Origin of the sequence: Paenibacillus sp. FSL H8-0260 (genome assembly GCF_045040625.1) — a bacterium.
Taxonomy (GTDB): Bacteria; Bacillota; Bacilli; order Paenibacillales; family Paenibacillaceae; genus Paenibacillus_AQ; species Paenibacillus_AQ odorifer.
In genome coordinates this window covers 6,650,925-6,669,504 of the sequence record NZ_CP150298.1, presented here as the reverse complement: position 1 = coordinate 6,669,504, position 18,580 = coordinate 6,650,925, and the positions used below count along the sequence as shown (strand labels likewise).

Genomic DNA, 18,580 nt, shown 5'->3' with positions numbered 1-18,580 from the left:
ACACCCCTGCATACCATATAGCACTCGGATAGTAGGAGAAGGGTGTGGTGCAGAGATGGGCATCCAGTTAACAGCGCTCCATTATGTATATCTGGCATTTATCGTATTTATAATGGCACTTCTGATCAAGAGACGGGACACAACGATGATCTGTATTGCGGGCATCTTTGTACTTGGGTGGTTAGCCACAGAAACTGTCAGTGGTTCGGTCACAGGTGTATTCAACTCTTTTGTATATGCAACCAAGGAGCTAATGGGTACGATCATGATTATTTCGATCATAGTAGCCATGAGCCGGGTATTAACACGTACGGGGATTAACGAAATCATGGTTGCTCCACTTACCCGCTTTTTGCGCACACCGTTCATAGCCTTTTGGGGGATCGGTCTGATTATGATGGTCACCTCATGGTTCTTCTGGCCTTCACCCGCAGTGGCCTTGATCGGGGTTGTGCTGCTGCCGGTTGCCATTCGAGTGGGACTGCCGGCTCTTGGAGCGGCGATGGCAATGAATTTATTTGGCCACGGGATTGCGCTCTCAGGTGATTACATTATTCAAGGTGCACCTAAACTAACAGCAGATGCGGCCGGACTTTCTGTGACCAGTGTCATGGAGGCGAGTATTCCGCTTGTAATTGTTATGGGCGTGGTGACTACGATAACGGCGTATTGGATGATGCGCAGAGATCAGAAGAAGGGAACTTGGCGAGACGGGCTTATTGCCGGGAAAAGTGCCGTGAGTGCGTTTTCTGCAGAGAATGATACGGCAGAAGATTCAGCGGTGATTCATCCAGCATTGAAACAATGGCTGGCCATCGCCATTCCCATCCTGTTTTTAGCCGATGTAGCAGGCATGTTTCTGCTCGATTTGCAGGGTGGAGACGCAACTGCCTTAGTTGGTGGTACTGCGGTGTTCATTCTGGTTGTAGTAACCTTGTTGGCACATCGTAATAAAGGATTGGAGCAAGTAACTACTTATCTGATTGATGGACTTACGTTTGGCTTCAAAGTATTTGGTCCTGTGATACCGATTGCCGCTTTTTTCTATCTGGGGGATTCGGCGTTTGCTGAATTATTCGGCAAAGTGCTGCCCGCCGCATCTCAGGGGATTGTAAATGATCTAGGGGTCGCTCTAGCGCATAACGTTCCTCTGAACGGCGCAGTGGGTGCTGTGACCGCAACTATAACCGGAGCCATTACAGGCCTAGATGGTTCAGGGTTCTCGGGCATTTCACTTGCCGGGTCTATTGGGAAATTGTTTGCGGTGGCCACACATTCCGATGCGGCGACTTTAACTGCGCTGGGTCAGGTAGCTGCCATTTGGGTGGGTGGAGGCACGCTGATTCCGTGGGCATTGATTCCGGCGGCCGCTATTTGCGGAATAAGCCCCTTTGAGCTGGCGAGACGGAATGTTAAGCCTGTATTGATTGGGCTGGTAGTCACGACGATTGTCGCCATGTTTCTGGTGTAGAGGCTGGATAACTATAGGAAACCAAAAAAAGGCTGCCGAGAAGATCTCGGGCAGCCTTTGGGTGTCTTTAATGTATCCCTTTCATGAAATTCTGAATTTTGGAAGAGAATAGGAAGAGGATAAGCGCAAGGATAAGGGCCACTCCACCAATTACTCCAAAGTACATCATTTCGGTATCTGGGGTATAGAACTTTACAATTTGAGCATTAATTGCTTGAGCAGCGGCATTCGATAAGAACCACATACTCATCATTTGAGCGGTAAAAGCCGCCGGTGCCAGTTTGGTCGTTGCTGATAAGCCCACAGGGGACAAGCATAACTCCCCGATTACGATGATAAAATAGCTGAGTACCAGCCATAATGGATTCACAAGTGAATTAGCTCCACCGAAATAAGCAGGTACTAGAATCACCAGGAAGGATAAACCGGCAAACAATAAACCAAGCGAGAACTTTTGCGGAATCGAGGGTTGACGGTTACCGAGCTTTAACCACAACCAGGCAAATATAGGTGCAAGAGTGATAATAAACAGCGGGTTAAGCGATTGGAACCAAGCAGGAGAAATGTGTAAGCCTGCAAAATCCAATTGGGTCCGTTTATCAGCAAAACTAGCTAGAACTGTGGAAGTCTGCTCTTGAATCGCCCAGAACATAATCGATGCGATAAATAAAGGAATGTATGCGAGAATTCTTGACCGTTCAACGGCCGTTGTTTTGGGACTGCGGTACATCATAATAAAATACATCGTAGGAATAAGTAAGCCTAATACCCCTACTATTTTTATTAATGTTTCAAAGGTAAGCACTCCGGTAAGAATGCCGATCGTAATCAAAATCGCAAGTACAACTAATCCTACACCAATCCAAGTAAAGATTTTTTTCTTCTGATCTGCAGGAATAGGGTTGTGTACAATCGTACCGGCCAGACCCAGATTTTTTGTGCGAGTCATAATATAAACGACTAGTCCAACAAACATTCCGACTGCGGCAATCGAGAAACCTAGATGGAAATTATTCATGCCTACTGCGCCAACAATTAGTGGGGAGAGAAATCCTCCCAGGTTAATGCCCATATAAAAAATGCTGAAGGCAGCGTCACGGCGGTTATCCTGCTCGCTATAAATTTCGCCGACAATACTTGAAACATTGGGTTTCAGTAGACCCGTTCCGAGTACGATTAAAACCATCGAAGCAAAAAACAATGTGGTATTGCCTGGAATAGCCAGTAGTATATGCCCGAACATGATTAAAACGCCGCCGTAGAAAACAGCCCTCGAAGTCCCGAGAAGCCGATCCGCAAGCCAGCCTCCAATGATCCCTGACATATATACAAGCGATCCATAGATAGACATAATAGAAAGTGCCATATCTTCAGGTAATCCGAGACCGCCTTGGGTCACTTCATAATACATGTAGTAGACAAGGATAGCTCGCATGCCATAATAAGAGAAACGCTCCCAAAATTCTGTGAAGAAAAGGGTGAAAAGTCCCTTAGGATGTCCGAAGAAACCCTTTTGCGGGACGCTATCTACTATTTTTTGCCGGTCTGTTACTGCCATGAATCAAATCCTCCTAGATGACAAATATCTATATATCATGATGCAAACGCCTCTATTTTATTTATAATCCTCTCCTGTCTAAGACCGCAACCCTTGGGCAGGAAGGTTTTGAATAATGCTATATTTTTTAGTAATATTTCCATTAGATCAATCGAACTTGCTTTTATTGTATTTATTTGACTGCGCCAGATTGAATGGTCTTACTTAGCGATTTATGATACTATTTACTCCTATATAGAAAGAGGACGTGAGCTAATGATCAACATAACGATTCCAAAAGCGGATGTTAGTATTACTAAACAAATTAACCCGCAGTTAAGCAATATTTACGGATTTACGGACTTTCACCTGATTCCGAGAGATTACGGCGGTATCTTTATGTTCTACAATGATCAGGATGAGTTGTTGTTTGTAGGTAAAGCGAGAAAGCTAAGACCAAGAATTAAAAAACATTTTGAAGACACCGTATCTGACATCAAGCAACATCGGGACGAGGTCACCAGAATTGATGTGTGTTTGATCGAAAGTCCAGTTCATAGAGAGATCTATGAAACCTATATCATTAATGAACTGAAATCTAAATACAACGTAGATAAAGTGATGTTTAGATAAAAGTAAGACCCAGGCACCGTCCACGTGATGGTGCTTTTTTGTGTTCTGAGAATAGTTGCGAATGAAATGGAAGTAAAGGTGCACAATATACAAGATATTCAAATCCATCACTGTTCACAAGGAGATAGGTCATATTGAAAAATAAGTATTTGATGTTGAAGCTAACCTTATTGTGTATGTTTCTGGTTGTAAGTGTTACACCTACAATTGCCGATGCTGCAGCAGCTAAAGAGAAAAAGAGCTCCCACAAGCAATGCTTAACCCCCTCCGTAATTGAGCTTAAGGATAATCTTAGGAAGTTATGGATCGATCATGTGGTATGGACAAAGAACTACATTGTTAGCGCCTTTGCAGATTCTGAGGACAAGGATAAGGTACTGGCAAGGCTGTTACAGAATCAGCAGGACATAGGGGATGTCTTTAAACCGTATTACGGTGAGGCAGTTGGAGATAAGCTGGCTCAATTATTGCGGGAGCATATTCTTATTGCCGGAAAAGTTCTAGGTGCTGTAAAGGCTGGAAATCAGGCCGATGTGGAAAAATACAATAAAGAGTGGTATGCCAACGCTGATGACATTGCCAAGTTTCTTAGTAGCCAGAACCCCAAATATTCTTATGAACAATTAAAGGAAATGCTTCATGAACATCTGGAATTGATTACTGATGACGTGACAGCTAGAGTTAAAAAGGATTGGGATGCCGAAATTGCCGCATTTGATAAAGGGCTGGAACATATGATCATGTTCGCAGATATCTTAACCGAGGGATTGATCAAACAATTTCCCGATAAATTCAATTGAAATCAAAGCACCCGAAGGGGTGCTTTTTTTATTTTGCAGAAGAGAATAGGTCTTTAGGTGCATTTCAGAAAGTTAGATATAAAGGCTCACTTACATACAAGATAAGTAAACTATAATAGACTCGTGGGCACTCGACATTTTTTGACATTTTTTTATAATTGAGGTGATAAAATCGATGATTTCCCCCTTTTTTAAAAAGAAAGATTCAGTGGATAAGCAATCCAAGTCGGATATGGTTCAAAAGGTACAATTATTAGATGAACAGGTCGAAGAAATAGAAGAAAAGACCTCGGACGAGACTTTAGCTGGATTGGTTACTACAGGCAAAGCTCAGCTTGATAAAAAATCACTCGATTTGATCTTCTCCGTGGAACAGATTATTCAGGCCAGACAACATGCGGAGACCAATATTAATGAGCTTCAGGATCGGTTAACCCATTCCAGCAGTCATGTGGAGCGCTTAAACCGGGATATGAAGAACCTCAATAAGGTTATTGAGGAAAGAGAAAAGAATGTCCGCGAGCTTGAGCATAAGTTGATTGAGAGAAATTTGAAGGTCGATCAAGTGCTGGAGGATTACCGGGAGCTTCAAACTACGCTCACAGCTGAGATTGAGGAATTGAAGAGTACCATTGAGCTGGAGCAGCAAAAATATGTAAATCTGATTCAAAAACATAACGAAGCCCATGCAGAGAAACTCAAAAAGATGAATGATCTGGAAGAGAAAATCGGACGGGTTGAGATTGAGAATGCACATCTAAAACAAAAGTACGATACGATTCGCCAAGAAAAGGCGTATCTCTCGGGTATGATCAGCGATTTCACCAATCGGATGACGGTTCCTTTTGGGAGTGGCAGTAGTCTGACGGATCGAAACGATGGAAACGGAGATACATAGGATTCATGGCATCTAAGGAACCGGACACCATTCTAATGATTGAGTTACTGTCGCTTGAGCATGAACAGGCCGGTTATCAGATTGAGGTAGGTCTAACCCGTAATGTTGGGTACGCAAGAAGCAAGCTCACCATAGATGAATTTACATACGAACAATTGAAGGCGCTAGGTCCCTTTTCCGGAGGGAGAATGAGATTGTCGCTGTATCCGAAGTGGGATCCGTTTCGGAATAGTTACTACAGCACGCTGATTATAATGAACAGAGCTTACAGCGAAACATTGTATTTTGCCTGTTCTGAAAATTATGTAACCCAACTTCTTCAATTAAAGCAGCAGGACTATCCTCAAGCAGAAGAGGAGAGGGTAGTTCAGACCATGCTTCCCTCTACAGAACCAGGGCATAGGATAAGCAGAAAGAAGACCAAACGTATTGGACTGGTTGCACTGCTGTGTCTCATGTTCGCTTGTTTGATATTTGTGTTACCTCTGAGAATGGATGGACAATTCGTAGATAGTGCTGAAGCGCTGGAGGAACCCGTATTAGGGGCCGACTCTGAGCCATTACTTTCGGTACCGTTCGTTACCCTAGCGCAGACGATATCGGTTCATAACCAGCAAGCTGAGCCTACACCAGAACCTTCAGTCCCTCCTCAAGAACAGACATTACCGTACGAAAAGTATGAATTACCCGAGAATGAATTTTTGTATAGTTTGCCGAAGGGTTATGTTGCCTTGTCATTTGATGATGGACCGTCAAAGTATACGAAAGAGATCGTAGATATTCTAGTAGAACATAAGGTGGCTGCCACCTTTTTATTCATTGGGAATAAGGTAGCTCATAATGCGGAAGCCGTTAGGTATGCTAATGAGCATAAGATGTCGGTTGGGAGTCATTCGTGGGATCATAGCAAAATGACTGCTAATGGCGTTGAGGAGAACCGGATTAACTTGGCGAAGACTAATCAGGCGCTGGAGGAAATTACACAATCACCGATTACTATTTTTCGGCCGCCATATGGGGCGATCAATGACAAGTTAACCGCCAAGGTGACGGAACAGCAGATGAAGGTATTATTGTGGAATCGTGATCCCGAGGATTGGAACGTCAAGAACCCAGAGGATATTCTTCAATATGTTCATCATGCCGATCCGTCCGGCGGAGTCTATCTATTTCACGAAAAGAAGATTACTGTAGAAGCTTTGCCCGCTATCATTAAGTATTTCCAAGAGAAAAACCTAAAATTTGTTGTTTTTAAATAGAATCAGAGAATCCATGTTATTGCAGAATAAAAGTGGCTGTTACAGGGTTGTGATCACTGTGTTCGAAGGATAACTCATGACCCTGTACGCCGCTTATGCTGACGTTTGGTGAGACTAGAAAGCCATCAATCACTGCGCGGAAATTCACACCTTCTGTATAGGCAACATCGAGCGTCCGGACGGAGGGTACCTTGGCATCTACAGCCCACTGAAAGCCCTGTTGAAAATGTTCAGGGAATTCTTGCAGCCATTGCGGCCAATCCTGCGTTGTCTCGAAAGCATCAGGAGCTGTACCCGGAAGGGAATGGTTCCAATCTCCCCCTAAGATGAGGTAGTTCCCTTTGTCATTCTCCTTCTTGATATAAGCCGATAAATACTCCAATTGCTGTTTGCGAATCGTTCCGCCTTGGTCAAAGGCTGATAAATGAAGATTGACTAGAATCAGTTCTTTTCCATTATCAACGGGGAATCTGCTCTCCACAAAAGCACGGTCGAGATCAAATTGTTGGCGGGGCCAGGTTTCTTTGCCCGGGAGATCATATCTAATATTACTTGTGCTGTTAAAACGGGATAAAGTTAATAAACCGCTGTTCACCGAGCCCATCGGATCAAGAACAGGAAGCGGTACCCAAGGTACCTTGTAGTTGGTCGCGAAAACATTGCTGTAATCAGCAAATTTATTCGACAAGTAAGAGACTTCATCTATACCGTTGCTACGGGAAGAATCGATGTCGACCTCCTGCAGCATGAACAGGTCCGAGTCTGTAGCTGTCATAAGGGACGCTACGGCCTCAAGGTTTATCTTCGTTTGTTCCCTACTGCTTGAGCGTGACTTTGTTCCGCCATCCATAAAGAAATCTTGGCCTTTATCCAACCCGGCGTAGCCAATATTAAAGGTAGTTACAGAAAAGGACTCTCCCTGCTTCATTACTTGCTGCGGATTATTGTTTACAGTAAGTGTAGTAATCTCCTGTGGTTTATAGTCAGTGAGAGTAATATACACTAAAAAACCGCCAAGGATTAGAACGGCAGCTAGAAGGGTGAGGCTGATTGCTTTTATTCTTGTTGAACCCATATGATTCCATCGCTCCTTAGATACATGTTCATAGAACAGACTTTAATGGTGTAAACTTCGACACAACCCAATAACTCCCCTTGTTTTAATAAAAAAAATTTGAGACAATGAGTAGTGATGGTCTGAACTTTAACGTTTTGAAAAGAGGATAACGAATGAATATAGAATCCATTTATGGATTAACTTTTGATCAACTGGCGGCATGGCTGTTAGAACGTGGACATAAAAAGTTTCGGGCTACGCAGGTCTGGGATTGGCTTTATCGGAAGCGGATTACAGACTTTTCGGAAATGCTCGATGTAAATAAAGATTGTGTAGAATTATTAGAGCAGAATTTTGTCATTCATACCTTGGAAGAACATGTGAAGCAGGAATCTGCGGATGGGACGATTAAGTTCCTGTTCCGCCTAAAGGATGGCAACCTGATCGAGACCGTGCTTATGAGACAGAAATACGGCTTGTCTGTATGTGTAACCACGCAAGTGGGCTGCAATATCGGCTGCAGCTTCTGTGCAAGTGGGCTATTGGCGAAGAGCCGGGATCTCTCCAGCGGAGAGATTGTGGAGCAGATTATGAAGGTCCAGCAGCATCTGGATGCGGCGAACCTGGATCAAAAGGTCAGTCACGTCGTAGTGATGGGCATTGGCGAGCCATTCGATAACTTCAAGAACCTGCTCGATTTCCTGGCGATTGTCAAAGATCACAAGGGACTAGCAATTGCAGGCAGAGGGATTACCGTATCAACGAGCGGATTGGCTAACAAAATCGTTGAATTTGCGGATGCGAATACGCAGGTGAACCTGGCGGTTTCTTTGCATGCCCCTAATAATGAACTGCGGACGCAGATCATGAAGATTAACAAGGCCATTCCAATAGAGAAGCTAATGGAGTCTATAGATTATTATTTGGAGAAAACCAAGCGGAGAATTACGCTGGAATACATTCTGATGAAGGATGTAAACGACGGCAGAGAGCATGCGCTTGAACTGGCCGAGCTGATTGGCGATCGACGCCCGCTCGTCAATGTGAATTTGATTCCTTATAACCCGGTGGATGAACACAGCCAATATCAAAGAAGCGAGCGGGAGACGGTGCGGGCCTTTTTTGATACCTTGAAGAAGCAGGGTGTCAGCGTAAGCACTCGTCTGGAGCATGGTGTGGATATTGATGCTGCCTGCGGACAGCTGCGAAGCAAACAAATCAAGAAATCTAAAGCCATGGCTTGACGGACTACCTCGACAACAATATGTTACTTTTTGTGATACAATGACGTGGCAGGTATTAGGAAAAGAGGTTGATTGAGTTATGTTGACATTTACGGGCTACAATGTGGAGAATGTAAAAGATCCTTTCGGTATACTAACCGGTAAACGGTATGAATTTGTCGTTCAACTGGACGTTCCAGAGGATGATGAGCTGTATGTAGAGAACGGAGTATCCGCTAGAGCGATTATTAAGGTGGATGAAGATCAAGTCAGCATCGTAAGTTATGATCTACAGGAGACAACTTCAGGTCAACTGCTCGATTTCGATATGGAAGAGGACGAGGAAGAAGCGTTACTCCTTTTTTGTAAAGAGCATTTGCCAGAATAATTAAGCAGCATTGACCTCCTTGCCCAATGTTCCATTGTGGCAGGGATTTTTTTAAAATATAAGCATTTATATGTTTTGTACTTTAAAGTATCTTTATATTTCTACGAGAAATGGTTGTCGTCCTTTAAGGACGACAATGTTGTTTCTTCTTGTAAGATCTTTCGCAAGTTTGGGATATATCGGTTAAAATATTATAAAGCATCCAAAATAGGAGTTGTATACATGTCTAATGAAGAAGTGTTCTTGACCAAAGAAGGGTTGGCTCAATTAGAGGAAGAGCTGAAGGAATTGAAAGGCGCAGGGCGTAAGGAATTGGCCGCACGGCTTAAATTGGCGATCAGCTATGGAGACTTGAAGGAAAATAGTGAGTACCATTCGGCCAAGGACGATCAATCGTTCATGGAGACTCGTATTATGATTCTGGAGAAAATGTTGACCAAAGCCAAGATCGTGGATGAGAGCCAAATGGATCTGTCAAAGGTTAGTATGGGTTGTATTGTTATTCTGAATGACATCGAATATTCGGAGAAGATCGAATATAGAATTGTTGGAGCTGCTGAGGCAGATGTTCTTAATAACAAGATTTCCTATGAAAGCCCGCTAGGCAAGGAATTGCTGGGTAAAAAGGTCGGCGATATTGTTAGTGTAAATGCACCGATGGGCATCATTAAATATGAGTTGCTTGAGATCAAAATGATGTAACAATATACCGAAAAGCTCCCAACCCTTTGTAAGGGTTGGGAGCTTTTTTGCTGGTATGATAGGTTTTGGCTATGAGATATATTGATTTCATATCTTAGACGTTCTGCGCTGTTACGCTTATAGTTTGAAGTAACCTACAGCAGAGGAGTTCTATTCATGATCCAAAGTGTGTTATCGACGTTATACCAAGTCATCGTGCCTTTGTCCATTCCTGTGATCGTGGGTGCCCTACTTGGGCGGTTTAAGAATCTGGATACGAAGCCGTTATTGACGCTTTATCTATACTTTTTAACGCCGGCAATTATTTTAAATACATTGGCTACTGCAGAGATATCCATGGATGATATTTATAAGACGCTCGCCTTTTCGCTTCTAAATCTAATCTTCTTATGGGCGATTGCGAATATAGTCGGCAAATTATTGAAGCTAGATCCATCCGAAGTATCCGGTCTGACCTTGATTTCAACGTTTACGAATAGCGTGAATTATGGACTTCCGCTGGTGTTGCTAGCTTTCGGACAGCTTGGTCTCGATAAGGCCTCTGTATATGTGATCGGACAGATGATTATCGTGAATACGATAGGCGTTTATTTTGCAGCAAGATCTCAGTTCTCGGTAAAAAATGCAGTGAAATCGGTCTTTTCACTTCCTGCCATTTACGCAGCTCTGTTGGCCCTTCTTCTCCGTATCTTTGGCCTGCATTTGCCTGCAGAGGTGGCTACAGGGGTTGCCTTGGTAGCTGGAGGATATTCACCGGTGGTACTGGCGATCCTTGGCGCACAGATGGTTAAAGTGAGAAACATGCCATCCGCACGCAAGGGTCAGTCTACTTTTTGGACTGGGCTGTCGATTCGATTAATCTTAGCGCCGCTAGTGGCTTACCTCGGATTATCGATCCTGCAAATTACCGGAACCTTGTTCTCTGTGCTGCTGATTTTGGCTTCTATGCCAGTTGCCGTCAACGCCGTCGTGCTAGCCGAGCGTTTTAATGCCTCACCGGAGCTGGTATCCAAATGTATTTTGTGGACGACGCTTGCTTCGTTTCTCGTGTTGCCGGTGCTTATAGTGTTAGTGCAAGGTGCGTAATCCCTTAGAAATCAAAATGATCTGGGTCTGGACCTACCCGCTGATCTTGGTTGAGAGAGTTAATTAGAGTCATATCCTCGTCAGATAATTTGAAATCAAACACGTCTACATTTTCGATGATCCGGTGTTCTTTAGTAGACTTAGGAATGGTGATAATCCCCCGTTGCAGGTCCCAACGGACAATAACCTGAGCGACGGATTTGTCATGTTTGACGGCAATTTGTTTCAGTACAGGCTGATCGAACAATTGACCTTGCATTAACGGAGACCAAGCTTCTAATTGGATTCCTTGCTCTTTGCAGAAGTCGAGCAGCTCTTGCTGATTCAAATAAGGATGTAATTCAACTTGATTGACCATCGGCTTAATCTCAGCATCCTTCAGTACATCTTCAAGATGGTGAATCTGGAAGTTGCTGACCCCAATGGCTTTTACCCGGCCCTCTTTATACAACGTTTCAAGCGCTCTCCAAGACTCTTTATATTTTCCTTTTACAGGCCAGTGAATAAGGTACAAATCCAGGTATTCAAGTCCGAGTTTAGCTAAGCTAGCCTCGTAGGCGGCAATGGTTTCTTCGTAGCCCATATCTGCGGTCCAGACCTTTGAGGTTACGAAAAGCTCTTCTCTGGACAAGCTGTTCTCTTGCAGAGCCTCTTGGATGGCTTGTCCCACGCCTGTTTCATTCTCATAAATTGCGGCAGTGTCAATGCTGCGGTAACCGTGTCTAATAGCGGATTTGATCGCTTGTATCAGTTCTGCGCCTTCTTCCACTTTAAATACGCCAAGCCCTAGCCAAGGCATATTTACACCGTTGTGTAATGTAGTTGTATCCTGTAGATGTTGAGCCATAATAAAGTAACCTCCTAAGATATTTAAAAGTTTGTTTGGGTTGTTAATGGACTGCTCTTTAAGCAGCTTTAGTCTGGAGAGGAGCCTCATCTTTCTTCTCCAGAGCACGGCTCCATGCCGTTAGTAATACAGCGGACAGAACCATGATGGCACCTACCCAAGTGGTATGAATCAGTCCCATATGATCTGTGACGATGCCGCCAAGGTACGCACCAATGGCAATACCAGCGTTAAAAGCAGCAATATTTAATGCAGAAGCTACATCTCGTGCACTTGGCGCATATCGATCTGCAAGCGTAACGACATGTACTTGCAAGCCGGGCACGTTCATGAAAGCTAACAGTCCCATAAAGAAGATCGTAATCAGTGCGGCAACCTTGTAAGGTGCGGTAAAAGCTAAGACAAATAAGACGACAGCTTGGACTGCAAACATATAGAATAGAGCATTCATCGGTTTGCGGTTGGCGGCTTTACCTCCAATCACGTTCCCGATGGCAATCGCAATGCCGTATACAAGCAAGATTACGGCGACTGTATTCTCTTTGAAGCCGCTGATCTCATGCAGAAGGGGTGATAAATAAGTAAAGACTACAAATGTGCCCCCATAGCCCAAAGCCGTAATTGCGAAGGCAAGCAGTAAACGCCCATTGGTGACCAGCTTAACTTGCTCACGAAGGGGTGTATGGGTGCCTTTGCGCAGCCCGGATGAAGGAACAAGGATCAGATTGCCGATGAGTGCTATAAGCCCGATAGCAATAATAGCAACAAATGCAGCACGCCAGCCGAGTTGTTGGCCAAGGAACGTACCTAGTGGAACGCCCGTAACAGTAGCTACTGTAAGTCCAGTGAACATGATGGCAATGGCACTGGCCTTACGATCCTCAGGCACGAGATCGGCGGCAATAGTCGAAGCAATCGACATGAACAAGCCATGGGCCAGAGCGGAAATTACTCTCGCGATTAACAGCAATGTAATTCCGTCCGCAGCCGCCGCAAGACTATTGCCGATAATAAAGACGATCATAATGCTTAGCAGTAAGGTTTTGCGCGATATCGACGTGGTTAGCGACGTTAAGATGGGTGCGCCAAAAGTTACTCCTAAAGCGTATAAAGTAACGGTCAACCCGGCTGTGGTTACCGGTATATGCAGATCCGTGGCGATTAGAGGCAGCAGCCCCACACTGATAAACTCAGTGGTACCAATCGCAAAGGCACTAATGGCTAGAGCTAAGAGCGCCAAGGTGCTTCTTTTTTTATCTAAGGACATTTCTTTCACTCCTACGCTGTGTTAATCACCGGCCGGTAAGTGCTATTATGAAGAGATCTGTCCATTAAGTATAGTACGTACTTTAAAGTGCTATAGGTACTAAAAAGTACCTATAGCACAACTCGCCAAACCGCAAAAAGCATGGGCACCCTGATCTCGTCAGGTTTGCCCATGCTTTTTGCTATGCTTGTTATATAGTCCCAATAGGGTTAACGAGACCGTTGTTTGAGGTGGCGCCGTTTAGTTGTGCCTTTGTTAGTGGCGTGCCCACCCGATCCTCCACCAACCGCCTGCTGCTGTCTTGTTCCTGGGCTTTCAATAGCGGAGTTTGTTCCGCCGGTGCTGAACGTTCCGCCTCCGCTTGCTACCTGAGTTGCGGAGGCATTCTGGCTCCGTTTAGGCAGTTTAACCGTCTGGGTATTGATAACGACCACAACTTCTTTGCGATAGGGATATAATAAGAGGGGCTTAGCTTTGCCGCGTTTGTAGCCCCCGCTGCCTAGGTTAGTCGCATCACCGCCTGCGCCGACACTTTGTTGTTGGCGTGTATAGGGAGAAGCAATGGCGGCATTATTGCCGCTTGCGCTGCTGCGCCCTGCACCGCTTGCAATTTGTGTAGTGTTGGGGGCGTTCGTATATTGATTGTTGATGACAAAGACTAATCTGTCCACTCCGTGGAGGGGGGTCCTTGTAATTATGCGCCGTTTTCCTTTTTGAATAATGACAACGATCCGGTCTCTTTTATAGGCCACCCATATTCACTCTCCCATACTTTGACTTCATTAACATTAATGCAGATGGGGGGAATAAGTGATGAATACGGGCGATCTACCTCGAAAAACAATCATTTGCCTAAGTTAGCTGCCTACTAAACGGTTTATTTATTCAAAGCTATATTTGATCCCCCATTGCTCCCGGACATTGCTCATAATGTCCATGACATCCAAGGAGAGGTTGAGGGTCTCTTTATGGCTTTTATCTGCAATATACCGCTGCATATCTTCAATCTCGTATTGCAAAGCTTTGGCTGTATCTCCAGCTTCAATCGTCTCTACTGTGCCATCCAAATATTGAATGGTGGCTTTGCTGGCCCGCGGGAAATTGTCTACGGTAATAAATCCGAGCTCTCCTGCAACCACCCCCCGTTTAGGCATTTTGGAGCGCATTGTAAGGGAGATTACCGCCATTTCATCTGCCGCATTGTTAAGAATAATACCGGATTGCTCGTCCACTCCTGTCTCGAATTGTTTTACCGTAGTAAGAATCTCATGGGGCTGTTTGGACAGGAAGAATCTTGTGAAGGACAGCGCATATGTCCCAATATCCAGCAGTGCTCCGCCCGCCAGATCTTTGCTGAAGAAACGGTTGTTCACATCATATTCTTTATGGCTGCCAAAGGAGACCTGCACCATTTTGAGGCGCCCGATGATGCCGTCATCAATGAACTGCCGCAGTTTCTTATACAGTGGCATATGGTAGATGGTCATAGCTTCGGCCACAACCAGATCCTTTTCAGCGGCAAGTCGGGTGACTTCTTGAAGTTGTTTGCTGTTCACCGTGATTGCTTTTTCGCAGAGAACATGTTTGTTATTCTGTAAGCTTTCAATGATGTATTCATAATGATTGCTATGTGGCGTAGAGATGTACACTACATCAATTGCAGGATCTTGCAGCATTTCACTGTAACTGCCATAAGCTTTCGTGGCTCCATATTGATTAGCGAATTGTTGTGCTTTCTCCAAGCTTCGCGACCCAACCGCATACAACGTTCCTCCCGTTTCATTCAGCGCAGCCGCAAATTCGGCAGCTATACTTCCTGGACCGACAATTGCCCACTTTAAAGGGTTCATTTCCAGCACCTCACTTGTTTGATTTTTTGTTTTTATTTAGAGATACCTTGATTCCATCTGAACCATTCATCTTCATAAAAGTTTTGATATTAAGCACATTTGTGCAATATAATAATAAATGTGCAAAACAATCGTCTACAGTATAGCGGGGGGGTCTAAATCCGTCAAACTGTTGAATACGCGGGGGCGTTGTAACATGGATCGAAAAGAAGATAAGAAGCTGCTTATTAAAATAGCACAAATGTATTATGAACAGAATTTAACGCAGAGTGAAATCTCCAGCAAACTTGGTATATATCGTACCACCATCAGCAGGATGCTAAAGAGGGTACGTGAAGAAGGGATCGTTACAATAACTATTAATTACGATACTGGCGATCATTTTACATTGGAGCAGGAGCTGAAGGAGCGGTTCGGGCTACGGGAAGCCATTGTTGTCGAGGTAGATCCTGCACAGTCCAGCACGATTAAACGCAAAGCTATAGGACAAGCCTGTGCGAGATGGCTCGAGCAAGTGCTTCTCCCGAAAGATACGATTGGATTTTCTTGGGGAAGCAGTTTAGCTGCCGTCGTAGATAGCCTAACACAAGCCCAGAGACCATTTGTAACCTGTGTACCTACGGTCGGCGGCCCATCAGGAAAGATGGAGAGCGGGTACCATGTAAATAACATCTGTTATCAAGCTGCTCTAAAATGGGGTGCGCGCTCGTTAATGATTGATGTTCCAGCGATCACGGAGCAAAAGGAAACTAGAGATCAACTGATGAATTCCCAGTATTATCAGACCATTGCCAAGGCGTGGGACCATCTGGATATCGCTGTGTTCGGCATCGGATCGCCGGAAATGAAAGGGGAAGAGGCGTGGCGCGGTTTTTATGGCGATGCAGTGATTGCTGAGCTGGAGAATGGAAAGGTCGCTGGTGACATCTGTTCACGTTTCTATGATGGCAACGGGATTCCCGTGCATACCGGAATATCGGATCGAACACTGACCATTGAGCTGGAGCAAATTAAGCAAGCACGGTATTCGATTGGTGTAGCGGAGTCACTTGAGAAGGTAACGGGGATCCTTGGGGCACTAAATGGGGGTTATATGAATGTACTTGTAACGACCCAAGAAACAGCGCAGAAGATATTGGAGTAGTAACTACTAAATGTAAACAATTGAATTTCGTGAAAATAACCTGAAAATGGCATGTAAATTGCTTAAAATTTTGCTTGTAAGCACCAGACAGAGCGTGTAAGATATACAAGGTATTCATATTGAACATTTATAAAAATATAAGTTTCACATTATACATTATCCTTATATTTGCTTGTCAACTCATATAATCTTGGGAATATGGCCCATAAGTTTCTACCGGATAACCACTGTAATTATCCGACTATGAGTGAAATAGCGCATCTAGGGTTCCGCTTCCTGACTATGGAAGGACTGGACCGAGCGATGCGGACACTATGCAGTGTTACACCACTAAGGGACAAAAACCCAGAAGGACAAATTCACTTGAGAGAAACGACTCAAGGGATTTGTCCTTTTTTTGTTTTTAATTCAGAAGGAGAGATCAAGTTTACTATGAAGGTACTTCAAGAGCGCATCAGACAAGAGGGTCTTATTTTATCAGATACGGTACTAAAGGTAGATTCATTTCTGAATCATCAGGTGGATACGGAGCTTGCCTTACAAATTGGACAGGAGTTCAAGCGGTTGTTCGGACATTTGCCTATCACTAAAATCATCACTATTGAAGCGAGTGGCATTCAATTTGCCATGGCTACGGCCATCGCCTTAGGCGTACCGTTTGTATATGCGAAGAAGAAGAAAGCAGTGACCTTATCTGAAGCGGTCTATTCCGCGCCGGTACATTCTTTTACACGCAAAGAGGATTATATGGTTAGTGTCTCGCAAAAATATATCGGACCAAGCGATAAGGTGCTTATTGTAGATGACTTTTTGGCTACTGGTGCTGCTCTTGTTGGACTGGTTGATATCGTGCAAGAGGCTGGCGCTGAACTCCTTGGCGTTGGTTGTGTGATTGAAAAATGCTTCCAAGAAGGCCGGAGTCTACTCGAGGATAGAGGGATAGAAGTCCATGCTTTAGCCCGGATTACATCTATGTCACCAGGTGAAATTCACTTCATTGATAATGAAAGTTCAAAAGAGCCAATCAAGGAGAGTGCGAGATGTTAAGCAAGAAAAAAGTATTTGCGTTAGGATTTCAGCATGTACTGGCGATGTATGCCGGAGCAGTTGTTGTTCCGCTGATCGTAGGGAACGCGCTGAACCTGAATGCCACCCAAATGGCCTATCTTATCGCAGCTGATTTGTTTACTTGCGGGTTAGCTACTTTGCTGCAGATTATGGGCACAAAGTATTTTGGCAGCAGGCTGCCGGTTATTCTTGGATGTACCTTTACGGCAGTAGGGCCGATTATCGCTATCGGCAGTGCCAACAATTTGGCGACGGTGTACGGAGCAATTATTTTATCTGGTTTATTCGTGGTACTGGCGGCCCCCCTTTATGGGAAGCTACTGAGGTTTTTCCCAACGATAGTAACGGGCTCAGTCGTGACCATTATTGGGTTATCTCTTATTCCTGTAGCTATGAATAGCGTAGCTGGCGGAGAAGGCAGCGCTGATTTTGGGAATCCCCGCAATTTGTTGCTTGCACTGATCACGCTGCTGGTCATTTTAGCGGTTAACCGTTTTACTACAGGATTTCTTCGCTCGGTCTCTGTCTTGATAGGTCTTTTAGTGGGTACAATTATTGCTTATGGAATGGGCATTGTTAGTTTCTCTACAGTAGGTGAAGCCTCTTGGGTAAGTGTTGCACAGCCTTTCTACTTCGGATGGCCTCAGTTCAATCTTACGGCTATTTTCACTATGATCATTGTTAATATTGTTAGTATGGTGGAGTCCACAGGTGTTTACTTTGCGATTGGTAAAGTGACGGATCAGAAAGTGGAACAAAAGCAGATCGTAAACGGGCTGCGTTCGGAAGGTTTGGCGATTATGCTGGGCGGGATCTTTAATGCATTTCCGTACACAGCATTTTCGCAAAATGTAGGTCTGGTCTCGCTGACTCGGGTCAAAACTCGGAATGTTATTTTTGCAGCCGGCGGGATTATGGTTGTGCTTGGACTACTGCCTAAATTGGCGGCTCTGACAACAGTTATTCCCAATGCCGTACTGGGCGGAGCGATGATCGTGATGTTCGGATCGGTTGCTGTTTCCGGGATGTCGATTCTGTCAGAGGTAGATCTGCGTAAGGATGGTAATCTGCTGATTGCCGCTTGTAGTATCGCTGTTGGTTTGGGTTCGGCAACTGTACCTGCAATGTTCGATCAATTGCCTGAATTCGCTCGGATGCTGCTGCAAAACGGTATCGTATCCGGTTCCCTTACAGCGATTGTGCTGAATATCTTCCTCTCCAAGACAAAGGATAATGTTCTGGCAGAAGATCCTGCTGCCCCTATTCTAACGAAAGAAACTCAAGTTTCTTAATACGTCTAATTCATGTTAAAAGACCAAGCTCTGGTGTGCTGAAACCTAAGCTTGGTCT

At 44.5% G+C, this 18,580-nt stretch carries 18 protein-coding genes and 1 riboswitch; of the genes, 12 read left to right on the top strand and 6 right to left on the bottom strand.

Annotation, left to right across the window (positions count from 1 at the left end; translation table 11 throughout):
* The first annotated feature begins 55 nt into the window (after nucleotides 1-55).
* On the top strand, nucleotides 56-1,471 hold the full coding sequence (locus MHI51_RS29635; RefSeq protein ID WP_405173449.1) for a hypothetical protein: 1,416 nt from the start codon (nucleotides 56-58) through the stop codon (nucleotides 1,469-1,471).
* A gap of 67 nt (nucleotides 1,472-1,538) precedes the next feature.
* On the opposite strand, the gene MHI51_RS29630 is transcribed toward MHI51_RS29635, so the two are convergent.
* Entirely contained in the window at nucleotides 1,539-3,029 is a 1,491-nt protein-coding gene (locus tag MHI51_RS29630; RefSeq protein ID WP_076219954.1) for a peptide MFS transporter, read from the bottom strand.
* 255 nt (nucleotides 3,030-3,284) lie between these two features.
* Here MHI51_RS29630 and MHI51_RS29625 point away from each other — a divergent pair, with 255 nt between their 5' ends.
* The 4 genes from MHI51_RS29625 (at nucleotide 3,285) to MHI51_RS29610 (ending at nucleotide 6,598) form a co-directional block, all read left to right on the top strand.
* Nucleotides 3,285-3,641 carry a nucleotide excision repair endonuclease gene (locus tag MHI51_RS29625; RefSeq protein WP_036682230.1) on the top strand — a complete coding sequence of 119 codons (357 nt, stop codon included), beginning with the start codon at nucleotides 3,285-3,287 and terminating at the stop codon, nucleotides 3,639-3,641.
* 134 nt (nucleotides 3,642-3,775) lie between these two features.
* Complete coding sequence (locus MHI51_RS29620) at nucleotides 3,776-4,441, top strand: glycosyltransferase (protein ID WP_175617270.1); 666 nt, start codon at nucleotides 3,776-3,778, stop codon at nucleotides 4,439-4,441.
* Between the two features lie 175 nt (nucleotides 4,442-4,616).
* Nucleotides 4,617-5,339: a hypothetical protein gene (locus MHI51_RS29615; RefSeq protein ID WP_076124118.1), complete on the top strand. Its 723-nt coding sequence runs from the start codon at nucleotides 4,617-4,619 to the stop codon at nucleotides 5,337-5,339.
* Nucleotides 5,340-5,344: 5 nt separating this feature from the next.
* Nucleotides 5,345-6,598, top strand: a complete 1,254-nt coding sequence (locus MHI51_RS29610) for a polysaccharide deacetylase family protein (protein WP_076276283.1) — start codon at nucleotides 5,345-5,347, stop codon at nucleotides 6,596-6,598.
* Between the two features lie 16 nt (nucleotides 6,599-6,614).
* Here the strand turns inward: MHI51_RS29610 and MHI51_RS29605 are convergent, their stop codons facing one another.
* A complete protein-coding gene (locus MHI51_RS29605) occupies nucleotides 6,615-7,673 on the bottom strand; it encodes an endonuclease/exonuclease/phosphatase family protein (RefSeq protein WP_076202063.1) in 1,059 nt (352 codons plus the stop codon).
* Between the two features lie 155 nt (nucleotides 7,674-7,828).
* Between MHI51_RS29605 and rlmN the strand changes: the two genes are divergently transcribed.
* The 4 genes from rlmN (at nucleotide 7,829) to MHI51_RS29585 (ending at nucleotide 11,054) form a co-directional block, all read left to right on the top strand.
* Nucleotides 7,829-8,899 carry a 23S rRNA (adenine(2503)-C(2))-methyltransferase RlmN gene (gene rlmN / locus MHI51_RS29600; protein ID WP_036682223.1) on the top strand — a complete coding sequence of 357 codons (1,071 nt, stop codon included), beginning with the start codon at nucleotides 7,829-7,831 and terminating at the stop codon, nucleotides 8,897-8,899.
* 79 nt (nucleotides 8,900-8,978) lie between these two features.
* Nucleotides 8,979-9,266, top strand: coding sequence for a DUF6509 family protein (locus MHI51_RS29595; RefSeq protein ID WP_036682221.1), 288 nt, complete (start codon nucleotides 8,979-8,981; stop codon nucleotides 9,264-9,266).
* Between the two features lie 222 nt (nucleotides 9,267-9,488).
* Nucleotides 9,489-9,968 (top strand): transcription elongation factor GreA, encoded by a 480-nt coding sequence (greA, locus tag MHI51_RS29590; protein WP_036682220.1) that lies wholly within the window; start codon nucleotides 9,489-9,491, stop codon nucleotides 9,966-9,968.
* 156 nt (nucleotides 9,969-10,124) lie between these two features.
* On the top strand, nucleotides 10,125-11,054 hold the full coding sequence (locus MHI51_RS29585) for an AEC family transporter (RefSeq protein ID WP_076181882.1): 930 nt from the start codon (nucleotides 10,125-10,127) through the stop codon (nucleotides 11,052-11,054).
* Nucleotides 11,055-11,058: 4 nt separating this feature from the next.
* Here MHI51_RS29585 and MHI51_RS29580 read toward each other — a convergent pair whose 3' ends face one another.
* From MHI51_RS29580 to MHI51_RS29565, 4 genes are all read right to left on the bottom strand, one after another.
* Entirely contained in the window at nucleotides 11,059-11,901 is an 843-nt protein-coding gene (locus MHI51_RS29580; RefSeq protein WP_405173448.1) for an aldo/keto reductase, read from the bottom strand.
* 58 nt (nucleotides 11,902-11,959) lie between these two features.
* A complete protein-coding gene (locus MHI51_RS29575) occupies nucleotides 11,960-13,168 on the bottom strand; it encodes an MFS transporter (protein WP_076105088.1) in 1,209 nt (402 codons plus the stop codon).
* Between the two features lie 209 nt (nucleotides 13,169-13,377).
* Nucleotides 13,378-13,920, bottom strand: a complete 543-nt coding sequence (locus tag MHI51_RS29570) for a hypothetical protein (RefSeq protein ID WP_081383190.1) — start codon at nucleotides 13,918-13,920, stop codon at nucleotides 13,378-13,380.
* Between the two features lie 129 nt (nucleotides 13,921-14,049).
* Nucleotides 14,050-15,018 carry a Gfo/Idh/MocA family oxidoreductase gene (locus MHI51_RS29565; RefSeq protein ID WP_342410275.1) on the bottom strand — a complete coding sequence of 323 codons (969 nt, stop codon included), beginning with the start codon at nucleotides 15,016-15,018 and terminating at the stop codon, nucleotides 14,050-14,052.
* A gap of 196 nt (nucleotides 15,019-15,214) precedes the next feature.
* On the opposite strand from MHI51_RS29565, the gene MHI51_RS29560 reads away from it, so the two are divergent.
* The 3 genes from MHI51_RS29560 (at nucleotide 15,215) to MHI51_RS29550 (ending at nucleotide 18,522) form a co-directional block, all read left to right on the top strand.
* The gene (locus tag MHI51_RS29560; protein ID WP_405173447.1) at nucleotides 15,215-16,162 is read left to right on the top strand and encodes a sugar-binding transcriptional regulator; all 948 of its coding nucleotides are present in this window, start codon (nucleotides 15,215-15,217) and stop codon (nucleotides 16,160-16,162) included.
* 160 nt (nucleotides 16,163-16,322) lie between these two features.
* Nucleotides 16,323-16,426, top strand: a riboswitch (purine riboswitch).
* A 168-nt stretch (nucleotides 16,427-16,594) separates the two neighbouring features.
* Nucleotides 16,595-17,209: a xanthine phosphoribosyltransferase gene (locus MHI51_RS29555; RefSeq protein WP_036682464.1), complete on the top strand. Its 615-nt coding sequence runs from the start codon at nucleotides 16,595-16,597 to the stop codon at nucleotides 17,207-17,209.
* The gene (locus MHI51_RS29550) at nucleotides 17,203-18,522 is read left to right on the top strand and encodes a nucleobase:cation symporter-2 family protein (protein ID WP_076105084.1); all 1,320 of its coding nucleotides are present in this window, start codon (nucleotides 17,203-17,205) and stop codon (nucleotides 18,520-18,522) included. Before MHI51_RS29555 ends, MHI51_RS29550 begins: the two co-directional genes overlap by 7 nt.
* The last annotated feature ends 58 nt before the right edge of the window (nucleotides 18,523-18,580 follow it).